17 protein-coding genes are annotated in these 22,833 nt (G+C 50.7%); 9 read left to right on the top strand and 8 right to left on the bottom strand.

What is annotated here, in order from left to right; genetic code table 11:
• Nucleotides 1-119 precede the first annotated feature (119 nt).
• Nucleotides 120-2,498: a T9SS type A sorting domain-containing protein gene (locus tag H6585_10640; protein ID MCB9448789.1), complete on the top strand. Its 2,379-nt coding sequence runs from the start codon at nucleotides 120-122 to the stop codon at nucleotides 2,496-2,498.
• Between the two features lie 80 nt (nucleotides 2,499-2,578).
• Here H6585_10640 and uvrA read toward each other — a convergent pair whose 3' ends face one another.
• Entirely contained in the window at nucleotides 2,579-5,410 is a 2,832-nt protein-coding gene (gene uvrA / locus H6585_10645) for an excinuclease ABC subunit UvrA (GenBank protein MCB9448790.1), read from the bottom strand.
• A gap of 291 nt (nucleotides 5,411-5,701) precedes the next feature.
• On the opposite strand from uvrA, the gene H6585_10650 reads away from it, so the two are divergent.
• Nucleotides 5,702-6,307: a sigma-70 family RNA polymerase sigma factor gene (locus H6585_10650; GenBank protein ID MCB9448791.1), complete on the top strand. Its 606-nt coding sequence runs from the start codon at nucleotides 5,702-5,704 to the stop codon at nucleotides 6,305-6,307.
• A 74-nt stretch (nucleotides 6,308-6,381) separates the two neighbouring features.
• Nucleotides 6,382-6,636, top strand: coding sequence for a hypothetical protein (locus H6585_10655; GenBank protein ID MCB9448792.1), 255 nt, complete (start codon nucleotides 6,382-6,384; stop codon nucleotides 6,634-6,636).
• 44 nt (nucleotides 6,637-6,680) lie between these two features.
• Here H6585_10655 and mtaB read toward each other — a convergent pair whose 3' ends face one another.
• Nucleotides 6,681-7,997 (bottom strand): tRNA (N(6)-L-threonylcarbamoyladenosine(37)-C(2))-methylthiotransferase MtaB, encoded by a 1,317-nt coding sequence (mtaB, locus tag H6585_10660; protein ID MCB9448793.1) that lies wholly within the window; start codon nucleotides 7,995-7,997, stop codon nucleotides 6,681-6,683.
• Nucleotides 7,998-8,132: 135 nt separating this feature from the next.
• Here mtaB and H6585_10665 point away from each other — a divergent pair, with 135 nt between their 5' ends.
• The 4 genes from H6585_10665 (at nucleotide 8,133) to H6585_10680 (ending at nucleotide 14,018) form a co-directional block, all read left to right on the top strand.
• Nucleotides 8,133-9,794, top strand: a complete 1,662-nt coding sequence (locus H6585_10665; protein ID MCB9448794.1) for an ABC transporter substrate-binding protein — start codon at nucleotides 8,133-8,135, stop codon at nucleotides 9,792-9,794.
• Nucleotides 9,795-9,866: 72 nt separating this feature from the next.
• On the top strand, nucleotides 9,867-11,822 hold the full coding sequence (locus H6585_10670; protein ID MCB9448795.1) for a tetratricopeptide repeat protein: 1,956 nt from the start codon (nucleotides 9,867-9,869) through the stop codon (nucleotides 11,820-11,822).
• Complete coding sequence (locus tag H6585_10675; GenBank protein MCB9448796.1) at nucleotides 11,822-12,595, top strand: class I SAM-dependent methyltransferase; 774 nt, start codon at nucleotides 11,822-11,824, stop codon at nucleotides 12,593-12,595. Before H6585_10670 ends, H6585_10675 begins: the two co-directional genes overlap by 1 nt.
• Nucleotides 12,582-14,018, top strand: a complete 1,437-nt coding sequence (locus H6585_10680; protein ID MCB9448797.1) for a glycosyltransferase — start codon at nucleotides 12,582-12,584, stop codon at nucleotides 14,016-14,018. The genes H6585_10675 and H6585_10680 overlap by 14 nt, the downstream gene beginning before the upstream one ends.
• Before the next feature lie 8 nt (nucleotides 14,019-14,026).
• On the opposite strand, the gene H6585_10685 is transcribed toward H6585_10680, so the two are convergent.
• Both H6585_10685 and H6585_10690 read right to left on the bottom strand, forming a co-directional pair.
• Nucleotides 14,027-14,227, bottom strand: a complete 201-nt coding sequence (locus tag H6585_10685) for a cold shock domain-containing protein (GenBank protein ID MCB9448798.1) — start codon at nucleotides 14,225-14,227, stop codon at nucleotides 14,027-14,029.
• Nucleotides 14,228-14,485: 258 nt separating this feature from the next.
• On the bottom strand, nucleotides 14,486-16,273 hold the full coding sequence (locus H6585_10690; GenBank protein MCB9448799.1) for a tetratricopeptide repeat protein: 1,788 nt from the start codon (nucleotides 16,271-16,273) through the stop codon (nucleotides 14,486-14,488).
• A gap of 88 nt (nucleotides 16,274-16,361) precedes the next feature.
• Here H6585_10690 and H6585_10695 point away from each other — a divergent pair, with 88 nt between their 5' ends.
• Together H6585_10695 and H6585_10700 are read left to right on the top strand one after the other, a co-directional pair.
• Nucleotides 16,362-17,114, top strand: coding sequence for a glycosyltransferase family 2 protein (locus H6585_10695; GenBank protein ID MCB9448800.1), 753 nt, complete (start codon nucleotides 16,362-16,364; stop codon nucleotides 17,112-17,114).
• 24 nt (nucleotides 17,115-17,138) lie between these two features.
• Nucleotides 17,139-18,119, top strand: a complete 981-nt coding sequence (locus H6585_10700; GenBank protein ID MCB9448801.1) for a class I SAM-dependent methyltransferase — start codon at nucleotides 17,139-17,141, stop codon at nucleotides 18,117-18,119.
• Here H6585_10700 and H6585_10705 read toward each other — a convergent pair.
• The 4 genes from H6585_10705 to mutL all read right to left on the bottom strand — a co-directional run bounded on the left by H6585_10705 (nucleotide 18,068) and on the right by mutL (nucleotide 22,832).
• On the bottom strand, nucleotides 18,068-19,207 hold the full coding sequence (locus tag H6585_10705; protein MCB9448802.1) for an endonuclease/exonuclease/phosphatase family protein: 1,140 nt from the start codon (nucleotides 19,205-19,207) through the stop codon (nucleotides 18,068-18,070). The genes H6585_10700 and H6585_10705 overlap by 52 nt on opposite strands.
• Nucleotides 19,207-20,121 (bottom strand): rhomboid family intramembrane serine protease, encoded by a 915-nt coding sequence (locus H6585_10710; protein ID MCB9448803.1) that lies wholly within the window; start codon nucleotides 20,119-20,121, stop codon nucleotides 19,207-19,209. Before H6585_10710 ends, H6585_10705 begins: the two co-directional genes overlap by 1 nt.
• 9 nt (nucleotides 20,122-20,130) lie before the next feature.
• Nucleotides 20,131-20,877, bottom strand: coding sequence for a rhomboid family intramembrane serine protease (locus H6585_10715; GenBank protein ID MCB9448804.1), 747 nt, complete (start codon nucleotides 20,875-20,877; stop codon nucleotides 20,131-20,133).
• Nucleotides 20,878-20,984: 107 nt separating this feature from the next.
• The gene (gene mutL / locus H6585_10720) at nucleotides 20,985-22,832 is read right to left on the bottom strand and encodes a DNA mismatch repair endonuclease MutL (protein MCB9448805.1); all 1,848 of its coding nucleotides are present in this window, start codon (nucleotides 22,830-22,832) and stop codon (nucleotides 20,985-20,987) included.
• Nucleotide 22,833 lies beyond the last annotated feature (1 nt).

Below are 22,833 nucleotides of genomic sequence, written 5' to 3' on the forward strand. Positions count from 1 at the left end.
CGCAGTGTTATGAATATCAAAATTATTTGTAAAATATTTTTTTGATTTTATCTGCGCTTGGATAAATTTATAGCGGCTGTAGAGTGCGCATCCCATTGTTTGACTTTATATAGTAACGTATGAATAAAATCTTTACCAAGATGGCCATTGCAATGGCAGTGGTTTTCGTCTCCCCCGTTTTTGCCCAGCAACCGACCAAAAGATGCGGCACCACGGAGTATATGGCAAAACTGATAAAGGCCGATCCGACATACAAACAACGTCTGGATCAAATGGAGTCGCAGGTTGCGGCATACATTGCGGCCCATAAGAATGAAGTGAATCGTCCGCATGCTGTGATCACCATTCCCACAGTTGTTCACATCGTCTATAATGGTTCTTCGCAGGATCATTCGGATGCCAGCGTGCAGTCCCAGATCGATGCCATGAACGCCGATTTCCGGTTGATGAATTCGGATAAAAGTTCCGCTCCTTCCGTGTTTCAGACCCTTCAGGGAGATGCCGAGATTGAATTCTGCCTGGCGCAGAGGGATCCGGACGGGAATCCTTCCACGGGAATCACGCGCACGTCCACCAATCACAGCGCTTTCAGTGACAATGATGATGTAAAGTATACAAGCAAGGGTGGGCATGATGCCTGGCCACGCGACAAATATTTGAACCTGTGGGTCTGTGACCTCAGCAACAGTTTGCTCGGATACGCTCAGTTTCCCGGAGGTTCTGCCGCAACCGATGGCGTGGTGCTACACACCACGTATTTCGGAACCGTAAAGTCACAAAGTCCTTATAACTTGGGTAGAACGGGTACGCATGAAGTCGGACACTGGTTGGGACTTTATCACATTTGGGGCGACTCAAACTGTGGCAACGACCAGGTGAGTGATACGCCAACGCAGCAAACTTCCAACACGGGATGCCCGAGCTTTCCTCACGTGACATGCAGCAATGGTCCCAACGGCGATATGTATGTGAATTATATGGACTACGTGAACGATGCCTGCATGGTGATGTTCTCCAAAGGCCAGGTCAGTCGCATGCAGGGTGTAATCAATGGTTCAAGGGTGAGCCTTCAGAATTCGGACGGATGTATACCACCATCTGCACCTCCTGTGGCAGCGTTCGAATCGGACATTCAAAACAGTTGCTCCGGTGCCATCCAATTCTATGATAAAAGTACCGTAGGTCCCACCGCTTGGTCATGGAGTTTCGGAGATGGAAACACATCCACCCAACAGAATCCTCAGCATACGTATGAGGCCAACGGTAGCTTTACCGTAAAACTGATCGTTACCAATTCATATGGCCAGGACTCCATCACGAAAATTTCCTATGTAACCATCAATCGCCCCAATGGGCCGGCTGCTACGGGTGATACGATCTGTGGCTCGGGTACGGCGAATCTCACGGCTTCCGGCAACGGAGGTACATATGAATGGTATGATGCACCGACAGGCGGAACCAAAGTAGGCACGGGCGCAACCTATGGCCCGTCGGTTACCACAACCACCACTTTCTATGTACAGGAGTTGGTGAGCCAGGCTTCCGTGAAGGGTGGTCCGGTTGACTCTGCACTTGGCGGTGGTGGTTTGTTCACCAACAACGATCTGCGTGGATTGCTCTTTGATGCCAGTGCAGCGTTTACACTCAAGTCGGTGAAGGTATATGCAGGGGCTGCCGGCAACCGCACCATTGAACTTCTGGATGGTGATGGAGGCAATGTGCTGCAAACCACAACTGTGAACATTCCATCCGGCGAAAGCCGTGTTACCCTTGATTTTCCTGTTGCTCCAGGCACAGGGTATTTCATTAAGGTTACGGGTACAACGATTGATCTGTACCGAAACAACGCAGGTGCAACCTATCCGATCGACGTGGCAGGCATGGCTTCCATCACCGGTACGAATACCAGTGCCAGCGGGTATTACTACTATTTCTACGATTGGGAAGTTCAGGAGCCTTCGTGCTTAAGTCTTCGTACTCCTGTAACTGCCACCGTTGGATCTGATAACCTGAGCGTATCCAATCTTACAACGGATGATCATAACGGCACCTGTGACGGTACCGCCGGTGTTTCGGTAACGGGTGGCACGCCACCGTACAGCTATGCATGGGACGATGCGTCTTCCCAAACTGCAGCTACGGCCACCGGGCTTTGTGCAGGAAACTACAGCGTGACTGTAACCGATGCGGCAGGATGTGATCATGTAGAGGCCACTGTGGTGGACCTGTTCACAGGCCTGGTGCAAAATCTTGACGGCGCCCTTCAGGTGTTCCCCAATCCGAGTGAGAACGGAGAAGTGTTTGTGCGCTCCGGCGTGAACGGAAATGCAGTGGTTGAGGTATTTAATTGTTTGGGTGAGCGCGTGGTGAATCGTGAAATGGAAATCCGCAGCCATTCTGTTCAGCGGTTATCTGCTGATCCGTTGGCGCCCGGACTCTACCTGATCAATATCCGTATGGGCGATCAACAAACTCATTTGAAATTGGTTGTGCAGTAATACCTGGGGAGGACTGTCAACCAATACCGGGAGGGCAAAACATTTTGCCCTCCTTTTTTTATTCCCGGAAAAAAAGTGTGCTAAAGTTTTCCCTTGAGGTATTTGCCTGTATAGGAGTTCTTACAGTTAACGAGGTCTTCCGGTTTTCCCTGGAACACCAAACGACCACCTTCATCTCCGCCTTCGGGTCCCAGGTCTATCACGTGCTGCGCGCATTTGATCACGTCCGGGTGATGTTCGATCACCACGATGCTATGACCGCGGTCCAGCAGGGCCTGGAAAGAAGTGAGCAGTTTGTTGATGTCATGGAAATGCAAACCGGTGGTGGGTTCATCAAAGATAAAAACGGATTTGCCCTCCTGGTTTCCCTTTGCAAGGAATGAGGCAAGCTTGATGCGTTGTGCTTCCCCGCCGCTGAGGGTGTTGGATGATTGTCCCAGCCGGATGTATCCGAGTCCCGTGTCCTGCAGTGGAGTGAGTTTTTCCACGATCTTTCTTTCCACCGCACTGATCTTGGTTCCTTTACCAAACAATTCCAGTGCTTCGTCCACAGTGATGTTCAGCACTTCGTAAATGTTTTTCTCTTTGTAGGTGACTTCCAGAATTTCTTCGCGGAAACGTTTTCCATTGCACGATTCGCAAACCAGATGCAGGTCTGCCATGAATTGCATCTCAACGGTCACTTCTCCTTCTCCCTTGCATTCTTCACATCGGCCTCCATCCACATTGAAAGAGAAATAGGCGGGTGTATATCCCCTCATCTTGGAAAGCCCCTGTTGGGCGAACAAGCTCCGGATTTCATCAAATGCCTTGACGTATGTGACCGGATTGGAGCGTGACGATTTGCCAATCGGATTCTGGTCGACGAATTCTACACTTGAGATACGGTTGGTGTCACCTTTCAGTTCATCGAACCGGCCGATTTCAGGTGCGTACCCGCCCAGTGCCTTTTGTAGCGCGGGGTAGAGGATGCCTTTGATCAGAGATGATTTCCCCGATCCGCTGACACCGGTTACCACCGTGAGCTGGCCGAGTGGGATCTGGACGGAAATGTTTTTCAGATTGTTTTCCCTTGCACCGGTCAGCATGATTTTTCCGGTTGCATTTCTTTCCCCGGTCGGTCGGGGAATCTTTAATTTGCCGGTGAGGTATCCGGTGGTATAGCTATCGCCGTTATGCACCAGATCTTCATGTGTGCCTTCGAAAACAACCTTGCCGCCGAGGTATCCGGCTCCCGGTCCCATGTCCACAATCCGGTCGGCGGCATCCATGATCTCTTCGTCATGTTCCACCACAATCACCGTATTGCCGAGGTCGCGCAGTGCGTGTAAGACCTGGATCAGCCGTGTGGTATCCCGCGGATGGAGACCGATACTGGGTTCATCCAGGATGTACATGGAACCCACAAGGCTGCTGCCCAAAGAAGTGGATAGGTTGATGCGTTGGGATTCGCCTCCTGATAAACTGCTGGAAAGACGGTTCAGGTTGAGATAACCCAGGCCTACTTTTTCCAGATATGACAGCCGGCTCCGGATTTCAGACAAAACCCGTTTGCTGATTTCTTCATCGTGCTTTGAGAGCGAAAGCGAATCGAAAAACAGACTCAACTTTGACACCGGCATGTGCACAAGCTCGCGGATAGAAGTGTCTTTGATTTTCACATATCCGGCCTCTTTCCGGATGCGACTTCCCCTGCAATCCGGACACACCGTTCTTCCCCGGTAACGCGAAAGCATCACCCGGTACTGAATCTTATAACTTTTCTCTTCCAGATACTTGAAGAAAGCATAGATTCCCTTGAAGTCTTTCGTGCCATGCCAGAGCTGGTCGCGCTCGGTCTCATTCAGTTCTGCGTAGGGTTTGTGAATGGGGAAGTCAGATTTATAGGCGTTCATCACCACCTTTTCCTTCCATTTTCCCATTTTTTCACCGCGCCAGCACAAAACCGCATCATCGTATACCGACACCGATTGATCTGGGATCACAAGTTTTTCATCAATACCAATGATGCTGCCGAAGCCTTCGCAGGTGCGGCATGCGCCATATGGATTGTTGAAACTGAAAAGGTGAATGGTGGGCTCATCGAAGGTCATGCCATCCTGTTCGAAACGGTTGGAGAAGTCGAGCCGTTCGGCTCCTTTGTCGGTATAGCATATGATTGAACAGGCGCCCTCGCCTTCAAAAAAAGCGGTTTCCACAGAGTCGGCCAATCGGCTCCGATGTTCATCATCATTGTGTTTAATTACAAATCGATCGATCACCAGACGGATGCATCCTTCCTGATCCAACGCATCCAGCCGGGGGGCTGCATCCACAAGTTCAAGTATTTCATCACCCAGAAAAAAGCGTGAAAACCCCTGTTGCAGCAACACGCCGATATGTTCTTCGGCAGACCTTCCGGGAGGGATGGGATTGGTTGCGATGAGCAAGGCCTTTGTGTCTTCCGTGTATTTGTGCACGGCATCCAGTACATCCTCGACCGTGTGCCGTTTGACTTCATTCCCGGAGATGGGCGAGTACGTTTTGCCCACCCTGGCATACAGCAATTTCAGGTAATCATAAATTTCGGTGGATGTTCCCACCGTTGAGCGAGGGTTGCGGGTATTTACTTTTTGCTCGATGGCGATGGCGGGCGATAAGCCGATGATCTGGTCCACATCCGGTTTTTCCATACGACCCAGGAATTGCCGTGCATAGGAGGAAAGGCTTTCAACATATCTCCTTTGTCCCTCGGCGAAAAGCGTGTCAAAAGCCAGTGAGGATTTGCCACTGCCCGACAGCCCGGTGATTACCGTCAGCCGATCCCGTGGAATTTTCAGATGGACATTTTGGAGGTTGTGTACCCGGGCGCCACGAATCTCGATCCAATCATCCTCTTTCTTCGCTTCTTTAGCGGTTTTCCGATTCGGCATAGAACTTGTTGTGGAATTAGCGGACATTTGAACCCTATAAAGGTAACGTGTTTTTCAATTTTAAGTCTTTGAAGTGTTAATTAATGTAAAAGAGCAGGATTTTTAACCAATTCTTGCAACAAACGAAATAGGAATGCGTTATCTTTGTAGTATAGTGCTCGGAAACAGCTGTGTTTCCAAGGTATAATCGCATCACATTTCAAACATAACCTGATAAAAGAAAGCGTATTGCATAGACTTTGACCCTGACCAGTTGTTTTTATTTGGTAACCTGTAAACAAGGGAGGTTTTATGCAACGCAATGTTCAAAGCGATCAGGAGCTTATCAAGCGCTATATCGGCGGCGATTCCACGGGAATCGAAATTCTTTTCAAGAGACATAAAGGTAAAATCTACACCTACATTCTGATGTTGGTGAAGAACGATGAATTGGCACAGGATATCCTGCAGGATACCTTTGTGAAGATCATCGTAACGCTCGACAAGGGCAATTACAACGAAGAAGGCAAATTCATGCCATGGGTACTTCGCATCGCTCACAACCTGGTGATTGATCATTTCAGAAGGAACAACCGGATGCCGACGGTTCCGAACAGGATACAGTCGTCAGAAGATGACGGGGTTGATATTTTCGACTTTATCAGCAACGACGAATTGCACATCGAGGATCAATTGGTTAAGACCCAGATTCGTAATGATCTGCGCAGGTTAATCCGTGAACTTCCCGATGAACAAAGGGAAGTGCTGATGATGCGGCATTATGCTGACATGAGTTTCAAGGAAATTGCAGCGATCACCAATGTAAGTATCAATACGGCCCTGGGTCGTATGCGCTATGCATTAATCAACCTGCGCAAGCTCATGGAAAAGCAACATGTCAATTTGTATACAGCATAAATTTTTGTGGTGAACAATATGGGATAGGTACCTTCGTTTATTAGGCATGAACCATTCAACAACGCATCATGCCTATGAACAAGAAAGCTACCCTGTATGCCCGCGGCGGGCAATTTCCCACGGTAATGGCTTATTTTGAATTGAGCCTGGAAGAGCAAGAAATCGTCATGGAAAAAGACGAATTGCTGATGGATGAGTTGATCGATTTCCTGGAGCACAACCAGGTCGAATGTCCGGAGCGGCCGCTCATCAATGCCGTAGCCTTTGCCAAAGCGCATAACACATTTCCCCTTCAGACCGTCGCCGAACAGGTGGTGGTTCTTAACTAAAACCTGATAAACTTGGTCAAAGCCCCGCAAAACGCGGGGTTTTTTTATGCCTGGTGGTAAAGGGCGGCTGATTCAGCCGTTCTTACCGAAACCCATCCGTTCGCCTGGATCCGATCCAGGTAAACATCTTCCGTTTGATTGATTAGGTCAGAATTGAAGGAACGGCAAACCTTGATGTAATTGTCAGTGAAGCCAACCATGAGATCCGATTCTTTTTCACCCTCCCAAAGAACACGTCGGTTTTCTGTCAGATGATCTTCATAAAACTTTCTTCGCAGCTTATCTGAAAGGATGTGCAACGCTTTGCTGCGCTCGTCCCTCACTTTGGTAGGAACAGAATCTTCCAGCCTCAGTGCTGTTGTACCAGGCCGTTCTGAATAAGTGAACACATGCAGATAGGATAAGGGTAGCGCCCTCAGGAATGCATGGGTTGTTTCAAAAAGGGCATCACTTTCTCCAGGAAAGCCAACAATTACATCCACGCCAATACACGCATGCGGCATGTGTTTTTTGATCAGCCGGATTCGTTCCGAATACAGGGATGCGTCATATTTCCTGCGCATGCTTTTGAGGATGACATCGGAACCCGATTGAAGGGGGACATGAAAGTGAGGGGCAAATCGCTTGGAATGTGCTACAAATGCAATGATTTCCTCCGACAACAGATTGGGTTCAATGGATGAGATCCGAAAGCGTTCAATGCCATCCACATCGTCCAGTTCCCGAATAAGTTCCAGGAATGTTTGACCTGTGTTCCTCCCGAAATCGCCGATGTTCACACCGGTCAGTACCACCTCGCGCACACCTTTCCCCGCAATTTCCCGGGCAGTTGCAACGATTTCATCAATGGTTCCTGACCGACTTCTGCCTCTTGCCATCGGTATGGTACAGAATGCACAAAAATAATCGCATCCGTCTTGTACTTTCAAGAATGAGCGGGTGCGGTCGCCAAGCGAAAATGCCGGTTTAAAGTCTTTTACCTGCATTACTTCACAACCGTGAACTGCTTTCAGTTCTCCTTTTCTGGCTTTTTCAATGTGCGCCGGCAGGTTGAATTTTTCAGAAGCCCCCAACACAATGGAGACCCCAGGTATGTTAGATATTTCTTCCGGCCGCAATTGTGCATAGCAACCAATCATGGCTACGAAAGCATCCTTATTTCTCCTCAGTGCCCGTCGTACAATGGCACGACATTTTTTGTCGGCATTGTCCGTTACGGAGCAGGTGTTGATTACGCAAACATCGGCCCCCTCTTCAAAATCAACACGGGTATAGCCCGCTGCCTCGAAATCTCTGGCTATGGAGGAGGTTTCCGAAAAGTTGAGTTTACAACCCAGCGTATAAAATGCCACCGTTTGCATGGCCGCAAAGGTAGGCTAATTCATGCTAAAATCCTTGTCAGTCACGGATCGTCCGCGCATGTTGATAATCTGTTTAAAATGGAGGCGCGGATCACGAAGGGTTTGGGATGTGTTTTCGTATCATTGTCGCCGGTCATGAAGACGCTTCTGTATTCCTTTTTTTGTGTATTCCTGGGCTTGCTTTCCGTTGGATGCGGGGGTGGTGGCAAGGCCCCTGCGGCAAAAGAGCACAAAACGGTGTTCCGCTACAACGAGGCTGCGGGAATATCTACGCTTGACCCGGCATTCGCGCGGGATCAGGCCATCATATGGGCTGTTCACCAGATCTACGACGGACTTGTGCAATTGGATGACACGCTCCGTGTGCAGCCGGCCATTGCAAAATCGTGGAAGGTGGATAAAAAAGGATTGCAATATACCTTCACGCTACGCAACGACGTGTATTTTCACGACAGCCCGGTTTTTCCCGGCGGTATAGGAAGAAAGGTGGTCGCCTCCGATTTTGTCTACAGCTTCAACCGGATTGTCGATGACCGTGTGGCGTCACCGGGTTTATGGGTGTTTCAAAATATTGAGCGGGATGCGGAAGGTCACCTCAGTGGGTTGGTGGCGATGAATGACAGCACGCTGAAGATTACACTGTCCAAATCCTATCCTCCCTTTCTGGGGATGTTGTCGATGCCCTATTGCTACGTGGTTCCTCGTGAGGCTGTGGAGAAGTATGGTTCTGAATTCGGAAGAAATCCGGTGGGAACAGGCCCTTTTTATTTTAAGCTTTGGAAAGATGGCATGCGGCTGGTGCTTCATCGCAATCCATCCTATTTTGAAACCGATTCGGCCGGCAACCGGCTTCCTTATTTAGATGCCGTTGCTATTTCGTTCATCAAAGACAAGCAGATCGCATACATGGAATTCCTGAAGGGGAATTTTGATTTTCTTTCCGGAGTGGAAGCCAGCTACAAGGACGAGTTACTGACACTCGACGGCAGACTCCGGAACAAGTTCTCCGATCGGTTTTATATGCTGACCACACCTTATCTGAATACGGAATACCTGGGTTTTCTGATGGATACCACTTTTGAGGCCGGTCGTACGAGTCCGTTCCGGAATAAAAAAGTCAGGCAGGCCATGAACTACGGTTTCAATCGGCGTAAAATGATCAAATACCTGCGCAACAACATTGGTACGCCGGGTGAAGGAGGGTTTATCCCGAAAGGCTTGCCCGGTTACATTTCCGATAGTACGGCCGGATATACCTATGATCCCGTAAAGGCCGCCCGCTTGCTTGTGGAGGCAGGTTATCCGGGAGGGAAAGGACTGCCGGTCATTCGTTTGTCAACCACAGGCTCCTACCTGAACCTTTGTGAAGCCATGCAAAATGAATTGGGAGAGATCGGAGTGGATATCAAGCTGGAAGTGAATACCTCTGCTACTCACCGTGAAATGGTATCCAAATCCAAACTGGCCTTTTTCCGGGGATCCTGGATTGCAGATTATACCGATGCCGAGAACTACCTGGCTCTGTTCTACAGCAAGAACTTTTCTCCCCACGGTCCGAATTACACCCATTTCAGCAATCCCCGTTTTGATGCTTTGTATGAGCGGGCCCTGCAGGAAGTGAATGAAACGAAACGGGTAGAAATGTACAAGGAAATGGACCGCATACTGATCGAGGAAGCTCCCGTGATTGTGTTGTACTACGATCAGGTGGTGCGCATGGTGAGCCGGCAGGTACAGAACCTGGGATGTAACCCCATGAACCTGCTCACCCTGAAACAGGCGAAAGTCGTTGAATAGTTGGAGTTGCCCCGACCTGTTCCTGCCTTGTAATGGAGAAATAGTACATTTGGTCCGACCAAATCGTTTGAAATGGCCCCAAAGCAGCAAGGTGTTTCCCTTCCCGCTGATCGAAAACCACTGATCACGATCCTCGCGATTCTAGCCCTTACCTGGCTGGCCTATCAGCCATCCCTGAAAAACAGCTTTGTGAATTGGGATGATCCCAAGTACCTGCTGGAAAATCACCTCGTTTGGGACCTGACGGGAGACAATGTGAAGGAATTGTTCTTCGGCACAGAATTGAACGGCCGCTCTTACGTGCCCTTGTCGCAGCTTTCCTTTGCCGTTGAAAATTCTTTTATCAAACCTGATTATCGAAAACTCGACCTGTTCCCGGAGTATGCACGACCCATGCACCGGACCAACCTATTGCTGCATTTACTGAATACCCTGCTGGTGTTCATATTCATCCGGATGCTGACACCCGGCAGGCTTATTCCCGCTGCGGTGTGCGCATTGTTCTTTGGCATTCATCCCATGCACGTGGAATCGGTGGCCTGGATCACGGAGCGAAAGGATGTGCTATTCACATTGTTTTTCCTCTGGTCTTCAATTGAGTGGGTCAAATACCTCCGGGGAAGTCCGTCACCCAAGCGTCACTATATCTTCTCGCTGGTATTGTTCGTACTCGGATTGCTGGCCAAGTCGGCTGCCGTTACCCTGCCGGTCGTGCTGGGGCTGATTGTGTATTGGCGTGAGGGCAAAATCACCAAAAAGCATGTGATGTTGCTGGTGCCGTATTTTGTGCTTGCCGTTCTGCACGGTATTGTAACCGTACTTGCCATAGATTCGGTGAATTCCATTGCAGCACCAAGTTCCTTCACTTTTCTGGAGCGGGTCATGTTTGCCGGTTATGGCAACATCATGTACCTGGTAAAGCTGGTTGTTCCTTTTGGCCTTACGAACTATTATCCGTATCCGAACCTGGTGAACGGACATCTGCCGGTTATTTTTTGGGTGGCTCCGGTGTTCGCGCTGGCGATATTCGGGCTGGTATTGATGACCTTCAGAAAAAGCCGTGTGTTTGTTTTCGGCTATTTGTTTTTCCTCGCCAACGTAGCCCTTACGCTCCAATTTGTACCGGTAGGCCCCAACATCATGTGTGAGCGGTACACGTATGTGCCCTACATCGGTTTGTTTTTTATTGTGGGCTATCTCATTGACCGGTTGGTACAGTCTGATGGGAAGGATAACCGGATGGCAGCCCCCTTGTTGGTGTTTCTTGGAGCCGGTGCGGTTATTTTCTCATGGATCACTTTTCAACGAAGCAAGGTTTGGGAAAACAGCGAGGTATTATGGACTGATGTGATCAGCAAGTATCAATACGATGTACCGGTGGCCTATAAAAACAGAGGCAATTTTTACGGGAAAAGAAAGAGGTTTGATCAGGCGTTGGCCGACTATAACATCTTCCTTCAGTTGAAACAGGATGATGCGGGTATTTATGTGAACCGGGGCAACATCCATGGCATGCGCCAGCAACACCAGGAGGCGCTGAACGATTTCACCAAGGCCATCGGCATTGATCCCAAAAACACCGATGCCCTTATCAACCGGGCCATCACTTACAGCATGCAGCATCGGTATGAACTGGCACTGAGCGATTACAACCGTGCATTGCAGCTGACCCCGGAAAAGCGACTTGATGTATACCAGAACCGTGGCTTCACCTATCTGCAGACCGGTCGGTTCAAGGAGGCCATTGAAGATTTCTCAGCTGTGTTGAAAGAGATTCCAGGGAATGATGATGCCTGGTTTTACAGGGGAGTGGCCTATTTTAACTATGGCGACCCCAGGAATGCCCAAAGGGATTTCTCCCAGTGCATCGCGATCAATCCCTCAAATTCAGGAGCGATTTACAACCGGGCATTGGCCTATCGCCGGTTGGGCGACAACACCCACGCACTGGAAGACGCTCAAAGGGCCAAAGCGCTCGGATATGACGTGCCGGATGCCCTTATTCAGCAGCTTCAATCGGGCCAGTGATCTTACGCCGGGAAAATATTGGGCACGACCTTGATGAAGTGGCTGCCACCCTGCGCCACCGGGAAATTCTGTTGAACAAACCGTTTCTGTATAAACTTTACACTTCATGGTACCGTGGTTTCATTCATCATATTCCCGAAGATGTGCAAGGGCAGTGCCTTGAAATTGGTTCGGGCGGAGGATTCCTGAAAGACCTGTACCCCGATATCATTACCTCCGATATCCAGGCCATACCCGGTTGTGACAGGATGTTTGCAGCGGAAGAACTTCCGTTTGAACCTGGCAGTCTGAAGGCCATCTTCATGCTCAATGCATTGCATCACATTCCGGATACCGAAAGTTTTCTTACAAAGGCCGAACAGGCGCTGGCCCCCGGAGGTATCCTGTACATGGTAGAGCCGGCGGTAACCCCTTTCAGCAAATGGGTGTATACGCGTTTTCATCATGAACCTTTCGATGTGCATGCACAGCAATGGTCGTTTCCTGCAACGGGCCCGATGTCGGGTGCCAATGATGCTTTGCCATGGATCATTTTTACACGGGACAGGGACAGGTTTCTGAAATTATTTCCGCATCTTGTTGTGGAACGGATTCGCCTGCATACCCCATTTCGTTACCTGCTCAGCGGCGGCTTCTCATACAAATCGCTGTTGCCGGGATGGGCCTTCGGGCCGGTGAGCGTGGGTGAAGCATGCCTCCGTCCTTTGTTTGCATGGCTGGCATTGTTCCAGGTGATCGTGGTCAGAAAGAAAATTACAGATGGACGCAAGTAAGGAAACCAAAACGATATACAAGCATTTCGAACAGTTTGCGCCTTCCTACCCCAAGTACCGGAAGCGATACAGGTACTATTGGCGTGCAGTGGTGAACTTTTTCAACTATTACATTCATCCCGATCACTCAGTGCTTGAAATCGGCTGTGGCACGGGCGAGACCCTGGCGGCCCTCAAAGGCAAATCAAAGACAGGCATTGATTTCAGTCCGGCCATGGTACGCGTAGCGCATGAGACCCACCCCGAACTGGACATCCGGCTGATGGATGCTGCCGATATACAGTTGGACCGTACCTACGATGTGGTGGTGCTGTCGCATGTGATCGGATACCTCGATAATGTGCAGGATGTGATGGAGTCCGTCAGAAAAGTATGTCACCCGCGCACCCGCATTCTTGTCTCCTACTACAACTTCTTCTGGGAGCCGGTACTGGAACTGGCGGAATGGTTCGGCCTGAAAAGAAAGAGTCCGCGGCAAAACTGGTTGTCTGAGATCGACATCCGCCACATCCTTACCCTCTCCGGATTCGAATCATTCCGTGCACACAGGGGGATGTTGTTTCCGGTGAATATTCCGGTTCTGTCCTGGTTGCTGAACAAATACATGGCCACCTTTCCGCTCCTGAAGGGACTCTGCCTGAACAAATACATTTGCGCACGTCCGATCCCCGAACCGGCACCAGGGTGGGAGCGTGCGTATACAACCACCGTGGTGATTCCGGCCCGAAACGAGGAGGGCAATATAGCCGCGGCCTTGGAAAGACTCCCCGAATTCGGGAAATCCATTGAGGTGATTTTTGTGGAAGGCAATAGTACGGACCAAACCTGGCAACGCATCCAGGAGGTGGTAAAGACCTATGATGGTCCATTCACGGTTCGCATGGCACAGCAGGAAGGGAAGGGCAAAGGGGATGCGGTAAGGAAAGGATACGGCATGGCCACGGGCGACATCCTGATGATCCTGGATGCCGATCTGACGGTGCCGCCGGAAGAGTTGCCGAAGTTCTACAACGCAATCGCTTCCGGTAAAGGTGATTTCATCAACGGATCAAGGTTGGTGTACCCGATGGAAAAGCAAGCCATGCGTTTTCTCAACCTGCTTGGAAACAAATTCTTTAGCAAAGCTTTTTCGTGGTTGTTGAACAACCCGGTGAAAGATACCCTGTGCGGTACCAAAGTGTTGTTCAGGTCGGATTATGAGAAACTGGCCCTGAACCGTTCCTATTTCGGAGAATTCGACCCGTTCGGTGATTTTGATCTGCTCTTCGGGGCCCACAAGATGAACCTCAAGATCATAGACCTTCCCATCCGTTACCGGGAACGCACGTACGGAGACACAAATATCTCACGCTTTTCGCACGGACTTCTCCTGCTACGCATGTGTATATACGCAGCGCAAAAAATAAAATTCAGGATTATCTGAGGCTGGACTTAGGACTGGCGGTTGAGGCGAACATTAACAGCCTTCTTGCCACGATCTCCATCTACCACTTCGTAAGTAACCGGATCACCGTCGGCCACTTTGTCTACCAATCCGCTCACGTGGAAGAAAACGTCTTTGCCGCTATCGGATTGCGTAATGAATCCGAAGCCTTTTTCCGTGTTGTAGAATTTCACGGTGCCACTTTGCAATTCGCTCATAATGCTTAATAATACTGCGGTAAGCCGCGTTCATCGTTATTTATGAGTACCGGAGGTTGGGACAAAACAGAACCACACCGAACCCTACTGATTTATACAATACTAAGAAATTATTTTGCCATCTTCCAAAAAAAAGTTAAAAATATGAAACCATCATTTTAACACTGCCGTTAAAGATGGTACATAGTAATGGGGGTTTTGTTTATTGACAGGGTCCGGTTCTCAAGAGCCGGACCTTGTTGTTTTGTATTACCGGGGTGGAACGGTCTTTTGCTGCAGGGAAGGATCCAGTGCAAACGCTTTCTGGAAGTAGGGTTGAGCCTTTTCCTGCTGACCCGAATTGGCATACGTGATTGCCAGGTTGAAATTCAGGTTGGCATCATTCGGGTGTTGCTGAACACCCGACTCGAGTACCCGGATGGCCTGATCGTATTTTCCCATCATCGCATACAGGATACCGAGCCCGCAGAGATGATCGGACTCAGTGGAGTGAAACTCATACACCAGCCTTTCCAGATAGGGCAGGGCTTCCGCTGGTTTTCCCAATCCGTTCCCAAGCGACAGAGCGATGCTGTAATGCGTATTGATATGGGTGGGCTGAAGCTTCAGCACATTCTGGAAACATTGTACGGCCTGCTCGTGCATCCCCGCCTTCTGATAAGCCATCCCCAGGTTGTACCAGGCATGATGAAAACGCGGGTTGATTTGTGTGGCGGCGGTAAGTTCCTGTATCGCCTGCCCCATCATGGCCCGGTCTTTTCCTCCGTCAGATCGGTTCATCAGTTCCAAACCGTAAAACATCCTGACCAGGGCACTTTGTGATGATGTTTTGCTATCGGTCTCATACAATGAGAGGTTGCTTTTCCAGGCCGGATTACGCGTAACGGTTTTGGCCGTGCCTGCAACCAGGAGCAATGCCAGCACCACATTTCTGCTTGCCGCACTTCCCTTGGTTTCCGACCAACGGTTCAGCAGCCAGCCAACTGCCAGGCAGAACGCCACCGATGGCGTGTACAGGAAACGGTCTGCCAAGGGTGTGCCGGTGTTGATCACAAAGTTGGATGCCACAGAAAAAGTGGCGAAGAAAGCGAAGATGCAAAACGACAACCAGTGACGCTTTTTCCAGTGTTTCAATGCAAACCAGGTCAGCCCTCCCGTTACAAGCAGCGTGAGCCAGGGAGCAGCCTGCGACCATTCCGAGTAAGGTATTTGGTTGTATGAATAATCAAAAGCCAGCGGGTGTGGGTAAACCAGCATTCGCAGGTAGCGACCGGTATTGGCGAACAGGCTGGCCCAGTGTTGTCCGGGGGTGGCCAGCAGGTAGGGGTTGAACATCACGTCACTTTCCTGGGAAGCTACATCGGCGAAGCCTACGAAAGAAAGACGCATGGCCATATACAGTCCGGCTGCCACCAACATGGGTGGTATGGACCGGTACCACCTGGTATTGGGCCCCGATTGGAAAAAGTAATGGGCTGCCGGGATTACGGCCAGAAAAGTGATGGCGCTTTCCTTTGCCGTCATGGCCAGAAAAAAGCAGAGGCCACTCAACCATAGGGCAGCCTTACCCGGTTTGAATGATTGCCGGAGGGCCAGCAGGGAAAACAGCAACGAGAGGATCTCATCGCGGCTTTTGATGTTGGCTACCACCTCCGTATGCAGCGGATGGGCAAGAAAAAGCAATGCCGCCGCCACCGATATCCATTCCCAGCCCTTGGGGGCAAAGTCGCGTACGATCCGTGCAATCAGCCACGCGGTGAGCACGTATAGGACCAGGCCCACGAAATGACCCACAAAAGGGTTCATCGGGAACAACTGGTACTCAATGGCGAACATGGTGGCCGACAAAGGCCTGTACCGGTTCAGGGACTCACCGTAAACACCTGTGAATACATCGTGCGTCCAGATATCGGGGATGCCTGCAAAACCTTGTTTGGTGAAGATGTTGCCGGTAATGAACAGGTAGTCGTCCAATACAAAACCATACGAAAGGGTTTGGCCGTATAGGATCAATCCGAATGCCGAAAGCAGGACCAAAAGATATGGCTTGCTGTGGATCTGCACGCCTGAGGAGCTGACTTCTCAAAATTATGATATTTTTAGCTTCTCAAAACCCGCCCGCAATTTGCTCGAAGGAAAAAAAATAGTGGTGGTGATGCCGGCTTACAACGCCGGGCAAACACTCGAACAAACCTATCGCGAGATTCCACTGGATGTGGTGGATGATGTGGTGCTGGTGGATGATGCCAGTCATGACAACACCCTTGATGTTGCCAACCGCCTCGGCATCCGGCACGTGATCCGCCATCCGCGCAACCGGGGGTATGGCGGGAACCAGAAAACCTGCTATGAGATGGCACTCGGCCTGGGAGCCGATATTGTTATCATGATTCACCCTGATTACCAGTATACCCCCAAGCTGCTGCTGGCCATGGCTTCCATCATTGCCAACGACGTGTACCCGGTGGTGCTGGGTAGCCGCATCCTTGGCAAAGGAGCGCTCAAAGGGGGCATGCCGGTGTACAAGTACCTGGCCAACCGGTTCCTGACTTTCGTTCAGAACTTGCTGACCGGTGAAAAGTTATCCGAGTATCATACGGGGTATCGTGCTTTCCGGCGGGATGTGCTTGAACACATTGCATATGAAAAGAATTCGGATGATTTTGTGTTCGATAACCAGATGCTGTCACAGATCATCATGGCGGGTTATGAGATTGCGGAAGTTACCTGTCCGACCAAATATTTTGCGGAAGCTTCTTCCATCAATTTCATTCGGAGTGCCAAATACGGCATGGGTGTGCTGTCAACCTCCCTTGTGCACTTCCTGCATCGGGCCGGTATCATCCGCAGCCACCTGTATCCCGTTAAAAAATCCTGACCTGTCAGGGACCGGGTTCATTGTATGACCGCCAATTGTCCATATTGTCATCTGCACAACAGCAGGCTCGCATACCGCACCACCGATACCGCGGGAGATACATTTGACGTGCAGGAGTGCAACCTGTGCGGTACTTTTTTTCTTTCGCCTGCGCCTTCAAAGGATCAGTTGGAAGCGGCCTATGATGACACATACTACGGCGAGCGGGAGGATAAATTCAACCCGCTGGTGGAACGGGTGCTCGATGGTTTCCGAAAGAAACGTGCCCGGCTGGTGGCGCATCTGTTGAAAGGGCATGGCCGTGTGCTGGACATCGGGTGTGGGAACGGACGTTTCCTGGCCACATTAAATGGGTTGGGTGATTTTGAGATCCATGGTATTGAAATGCCGGGTAAAGCAGCAAAGCGGGCAATGGCTGTTCCGGGCCTGAACCTGAAAACAGGTGTGCTTGAACCGGGTGATTTCCCGCCGGCCAGCCTGGATGCCATGACCCTGTTTCATGTGGTGGAGCACCTGCCGAATCCTTCGGAGGTATTGGATATGATGACCGGCATGTTGAAGCCGGGAGGTATTGCGGTGGTTTCATTCCCCAACATCGCCAGCCGCCAGGCGCGATGGTTCAAGGGTAAGTGGTTGCACCTCGACCCGCCCAGGCATTTGTGGCTGATGCCACCCGACGGGTTTGTTCAGGTGATGCGGGAACGTGGATTCAGGCTGATCGGGCGCACTGATTTTTCCATCGAATACAATCCGTTCGGCTACCAGCAAAGTCTGTTGAATGCGATTCAGTCGAAACGGGAAGCCTTGTATGAATTCATGAAAGACAACCGGCGCTATCTCGAAGGGTATCCGAGGTTTTGGTTGCAGGTGCAAAAGTGGTTTTACCTGGCTACATTTCCACTGTTCATTCTGATGGATGCGTGGGATGCCCTGTTCCGGAAGTCGGGAACCGTTCAGTTGGTTTTTGCAAGGGAAGGTGGCAACACCACCGACATGACAGGGTAGTGATCCGACAGGTTTTCGGTTCCGATTTCATACGAGACCGGGGTGAATTCCGGACTGTGCAGGATGTAATCGATCCGGAAGGCGGGATAGAGGCCCACGTACGTTTTACCCCATCCTTTCCCGAAGGCATGGAAATCATCCGTAAGACCGTCGGCGATGGTGTGGTAGGCGTATGAGATAGGGGAGTCGTTGAAATCACCACAAATGATTTTCAGGTAAGGGCACTGATCCATATGTGCGCGAATGAGGTCGGCTTGATGGGCCCTTTTCTGGAAAGCGTTTTTCAGCTTGCCGGCAATGCGGCGTGAGTCCTTGAGCGTTTGTCCCTGGTCGCCGTCTCCCGGGTTTTCCAAGAAGTGATAGTCTTCGGCACCGAAGTGCAACGACTGCAGGTGCATGTTGTAGATGCGCACGGTGTCTCCATGGATCACCACATCGGTATAGATACAAATGTTGTTGCCGTTGTCTTCGAACGGTACCTTACCCCGGCGAATCACCGGATAACTGCTGTAGGTGGCGATGCCGAAATGTTGTTTGTGTTTGCGGACATATGCCGTGTACTCAATGTGGGAGTAGCGGGCTTTCCCCAGTACTCTCCGGATGTCCGATTCCCGGATGTGTAAGGCGGTATCCTGGCTGAAGAACTCTTGCAGGCAAACGATGTCTGCCTGCTCCTTCTGCAGGAACTTCATCATTTTTTCCTTGGTTTCCTTCCGGTGGGTCCAGTTGTAATAATCGAACAAACGTACGTTGTAGGTGAGGATACGGATACCTTCTGATTTCAATCCTTCATCGGGAGTGGGGTTGTTCCATTGGAAGAATTGGCGCAGCTGCGAGCATCCGATGATCAGGACAATCAGCGTATAGATGAACATCCGGTCTTTTTTGAATCCCCAGAAGACCAGCAGCACAGTATTGCCTGCCAGCAGCAGGGGGTACCCCAATCCCAGGAATGCGGTGGGCCAGAATGTTTGCGGACTGATGCGCGGGGAAAATACGGCGATCATCAGCCCCAATCCCAATAAGATCTGTGTGATCAGGAATAAGGCCCTCAGGAATGCGCTGATCTTTCTTCGCCGCTTGGTCACTAGGTTTCCTGACTGTATCGGAACAATTTGTCTTTTTCTTCGCGGCTCAGGCTCTCGTAACCCGACCTGGAGATTTTGTCAAGAATGGCATCCATTTCTTGTTGGCGCCGTTTCTTCATCAGGTTGTAGTCTTCATCGGAAACAGGCTTTGGTTTTACATGCCCTCGGCTGACCTTCATGCGTGTTCTTCTTTTTCCTGAGAAGAAGTTTTCAATGGCTTCCCACCATTGATTGAACCCCGTCGTCAGGTCACGACCTTTCTTGAGTTGCAACGAGAAAATGAGTCCGAACAGTGCACCGCCTGCGTGGGCAACGTTACCACCCATGTTATCCATGCGTGCCATAGACATCAGGCTTAGAACGATGGTGAGCAACGCCAGGTATTTCACCTTGACCGGTCCGATCAGCACCAGGTTCACGGAATAATTCGGGGCCATCACCATGGCGGTGATCACAAATGCGAAGAGGGAACCGGAGGCGCCCACCAGCCGGCTGCCGTCAACCACGTGGGGAAACATATATGATGTCAGAACCGTCAGGCCGAAGCTGGCAATGCCTCCGTACATGTAGAGTCCAACGATGCGTTTGTTGCCGATCACATCCAGCAGGATCCTTCCGAAGAAATAGAGGAAGATCATGTTGAACAACAGGTGCCAGAAATCGTAGTGAAGGAAGAGGTGTGTGACCACCGTCCATGGTTTGTACGCCAGTTCACCCAGGTCGTACGGAGCGGCAATCCAGCTGATGATGTCAACGAACGCCATTTGCGCATCCATGCGGTTCACGTAGGCGAAGTTCAGCACGATCTGCAGCAGGAGGGTCAGGACGAACACCACCGCGTTGACCATGATCAGGCGGGTTACCACATTCGCAACCCTGAATTCACGTTTGATCTCCTCCGTCCAGCTTGTCATGTATTGCAATCAGTAAAAAGTTCTGCCCCGGCTGTTCCAGTACTTGATGATAATGAATCCGACCAGTGCACCACCCAGGTGAGCGAAGTGCGCCACCGAGTCGTTGTTCTGAATTCCCATATACAGTTCAAATGCCGCCATGATGGCCACCATGTATTTGGCCTTGATCGGGAATGGCAGGAACAACATGATCATAACGGTATTCGGGAACAGCATGCCGAATCCCAGGAAAATACCGAACACAGCTCCGGATGCACCCACCATACCGATATTGGTGACCCCCCTCAGGCATTGTTGGACGTAGTATACGGCACGTTGTGCTTCTTGTTCGGATGAAAACTCAACGGTGTGGTGGCTGACCCTGAAATCATTGACTTCATTCAGTATTTCGGTTCCCCCGGGAAAATTCCGGTCATCCAATGCAGGGCCGTATTTGTTGGTCAGTTCAATGAACCCGTTCATGTCGGGGTTCTCGGCGAATGCGTGTACTTCGTTCGAAATGGCATTCAGTTCAAGGGTGTTGACGCCCATTTGCAATCCGGCAGCACCCAATCCGCACAACATATAGTAAATGAGAAAGCGTTTCGATCCCCATACGCTTTCCAGCATACGTCCGAACATCCAAAGCATGAACATATTGAAGAAGATATGCATGATGTTGGCATGCATAAAAATGTGTGTTATGAATTGGTGGGGCATGAACTTTTCCGAGCGCCAGTTGTGGAGGCCCAGGATGTCGTCCAGGTCGATGCCCATGCCTGCGAATACGTATTTGGCGGCCAGCATGAGGGCATTGATGATGATCAGGTTCTTGACCACCGGAGGGGTGTTGCCCAATATGCCTTGCCGTGGCTGGTAATAGTTCATCTTGATTTGAAGTTTTGCAACATTTGCTCGGAAGTGATGGTGGTGATCGCAGGCCTTCCATCCGGTGCAACGTTGGGTTGTTTGCAGGCGAACAGGTCATGGATCAGGTTGTCCATTTCTTCCTTGCCAAGCTTCTTTCCCGGTTTAATGGAGGCATTGCGTGCAAGGCTCCGTGCCAGGTTCTCGCGTTTGTCGAGTTTGAATTTGGTTTGGTTGGATTTGTATTGCTCCACCAATTGTTCCAGTTGTCCGCCGGCGCCGGTCTCCGATAAGTCAGCCGGGATGCCGTTCAGCACCACCGTTTGCTTACCGAAATCGGTGATGTCAAATCCGAGGGCCTTCACATCTTCTTCGATCTCTCTCAGGATGTCCAGGTCTTCGGCTTGCAGTTCGATGGTCTCCGGGAACAGGAGTTGCTGGCAACTGCCCTGCGCAGTCTCCAGGTGGTCGAGGAAGCGCTCGTACAGGATGCGTTCATGGGCCAGTTGCTGGTGTATGACCAGCAGTCCGGATTTGATCTGGGTCAGTATATACGTGTTGTGCAGTTGCACCTTGAACTTTTCATCGGTATCATCCTGCTCGTGATCCCAGGCTGCGCTGATAACTTGTTGTTGGGGCTCGTGAATGGATTCCTGCGATGTACGGTGCATCCGAACCGGGGGTATAGCTGTTCGTTGCAGGTCCACCGCCATGTTGAATTCCGTATCGGTTTTGGGTGCTGCCGGCCGGGGTGGTTTGAAGGGGTTGTAATCCGGATCCACTTTCACCTGCGGTGGCCTGATCGTGTGTCCCGGTCCCGGAGGCGGTACATGATCAAAGGCGGATTCCTGTTCAAAGTCCAGGGACGGAGCGATGTTGTATTGTCCGAGTGAACGCTTGATGGTGGATTGCAGGATGGCATACAGGGCCTTCTCATCTTCAAACTTCACCTCGGTTTTGGTCGGGTGGATGTTGACATCGATGGTAGCCGGATCCACATCCAGGAAAACGAAATAGGCGGGATAGGCATCCTCCTGCAAAAGTTCTTTGTAGGCGAACTGAACGGCATGGTGGAGGTACGGGCTTTTGATGAACCTGTTGTTCACGAAGAAATATTGCTCGCCGCGTGTCTTCCTGGAAAATTCGGGTTTGCCGATGAAACCGGAGATGTTTGCGATGCCGGTCTCTTCTTCAAGCGGCACGATGCGTTGGTTGAAATTTTTTCCGAACAGGCTCACCAGTCGTTGCCTCAGGCTTCCCGCCGGCAGTTGGTATACCTCGCTGTCGTTATGGTACAGCGAAAAGGAAATACCAGGATGTGCGATGGCCACCCGGTGGAATTCATCCATGATGTGGCGTGTTTCGACCGGGTTCGACTTCAGGAAATTGCGCCGTGCAGGGATGTTATAAAACAGGTTTTTGACCTGCAGGGTAGAGCCGTCTTGCCCGCCGGCGATCTCATGCAGTTTCACTTCCGAGCCTTCGATCTGCAGTCGCGTGGCCACATCATCTTCGCGCTTTTTGGTAAGCAGTTCCACCTGGGCCACTGCGGCAATGGAAGCCAGTGCTTCGCCACGGAACCCTTTGGTACGTACCGAGAAAATATCTGCGGCATCCCTGATTTTGGAAGTGGCATGTCGCTCAAAACATTTACGGGCGTCGGTAAAACTCATGCCGCAACCATTGTCGGTTACCTGCACCAGGGTGCGTCCGGCATCCTTGATGATCAGCTTGATTTGGTCTGCGCCGGCATCAACGGCGTTTTCCAATAGCTCCTTCACCACCGACGCGGGCCGCTGAATGACTTCTCCGGCTGCGATCTGGTTGGCAACATGGTCTGGTAATATGTCAATGATGTCGGCCAAC

The organism is Flavobacteriales bacterium (assembly GCA_020635855.1).
Taxonomy (GTDB): domain Bacteria; phylum Bacteroidota; class Bacteroidia; order JACJYZ01; family JACJYZ01; genus JACJYZ01.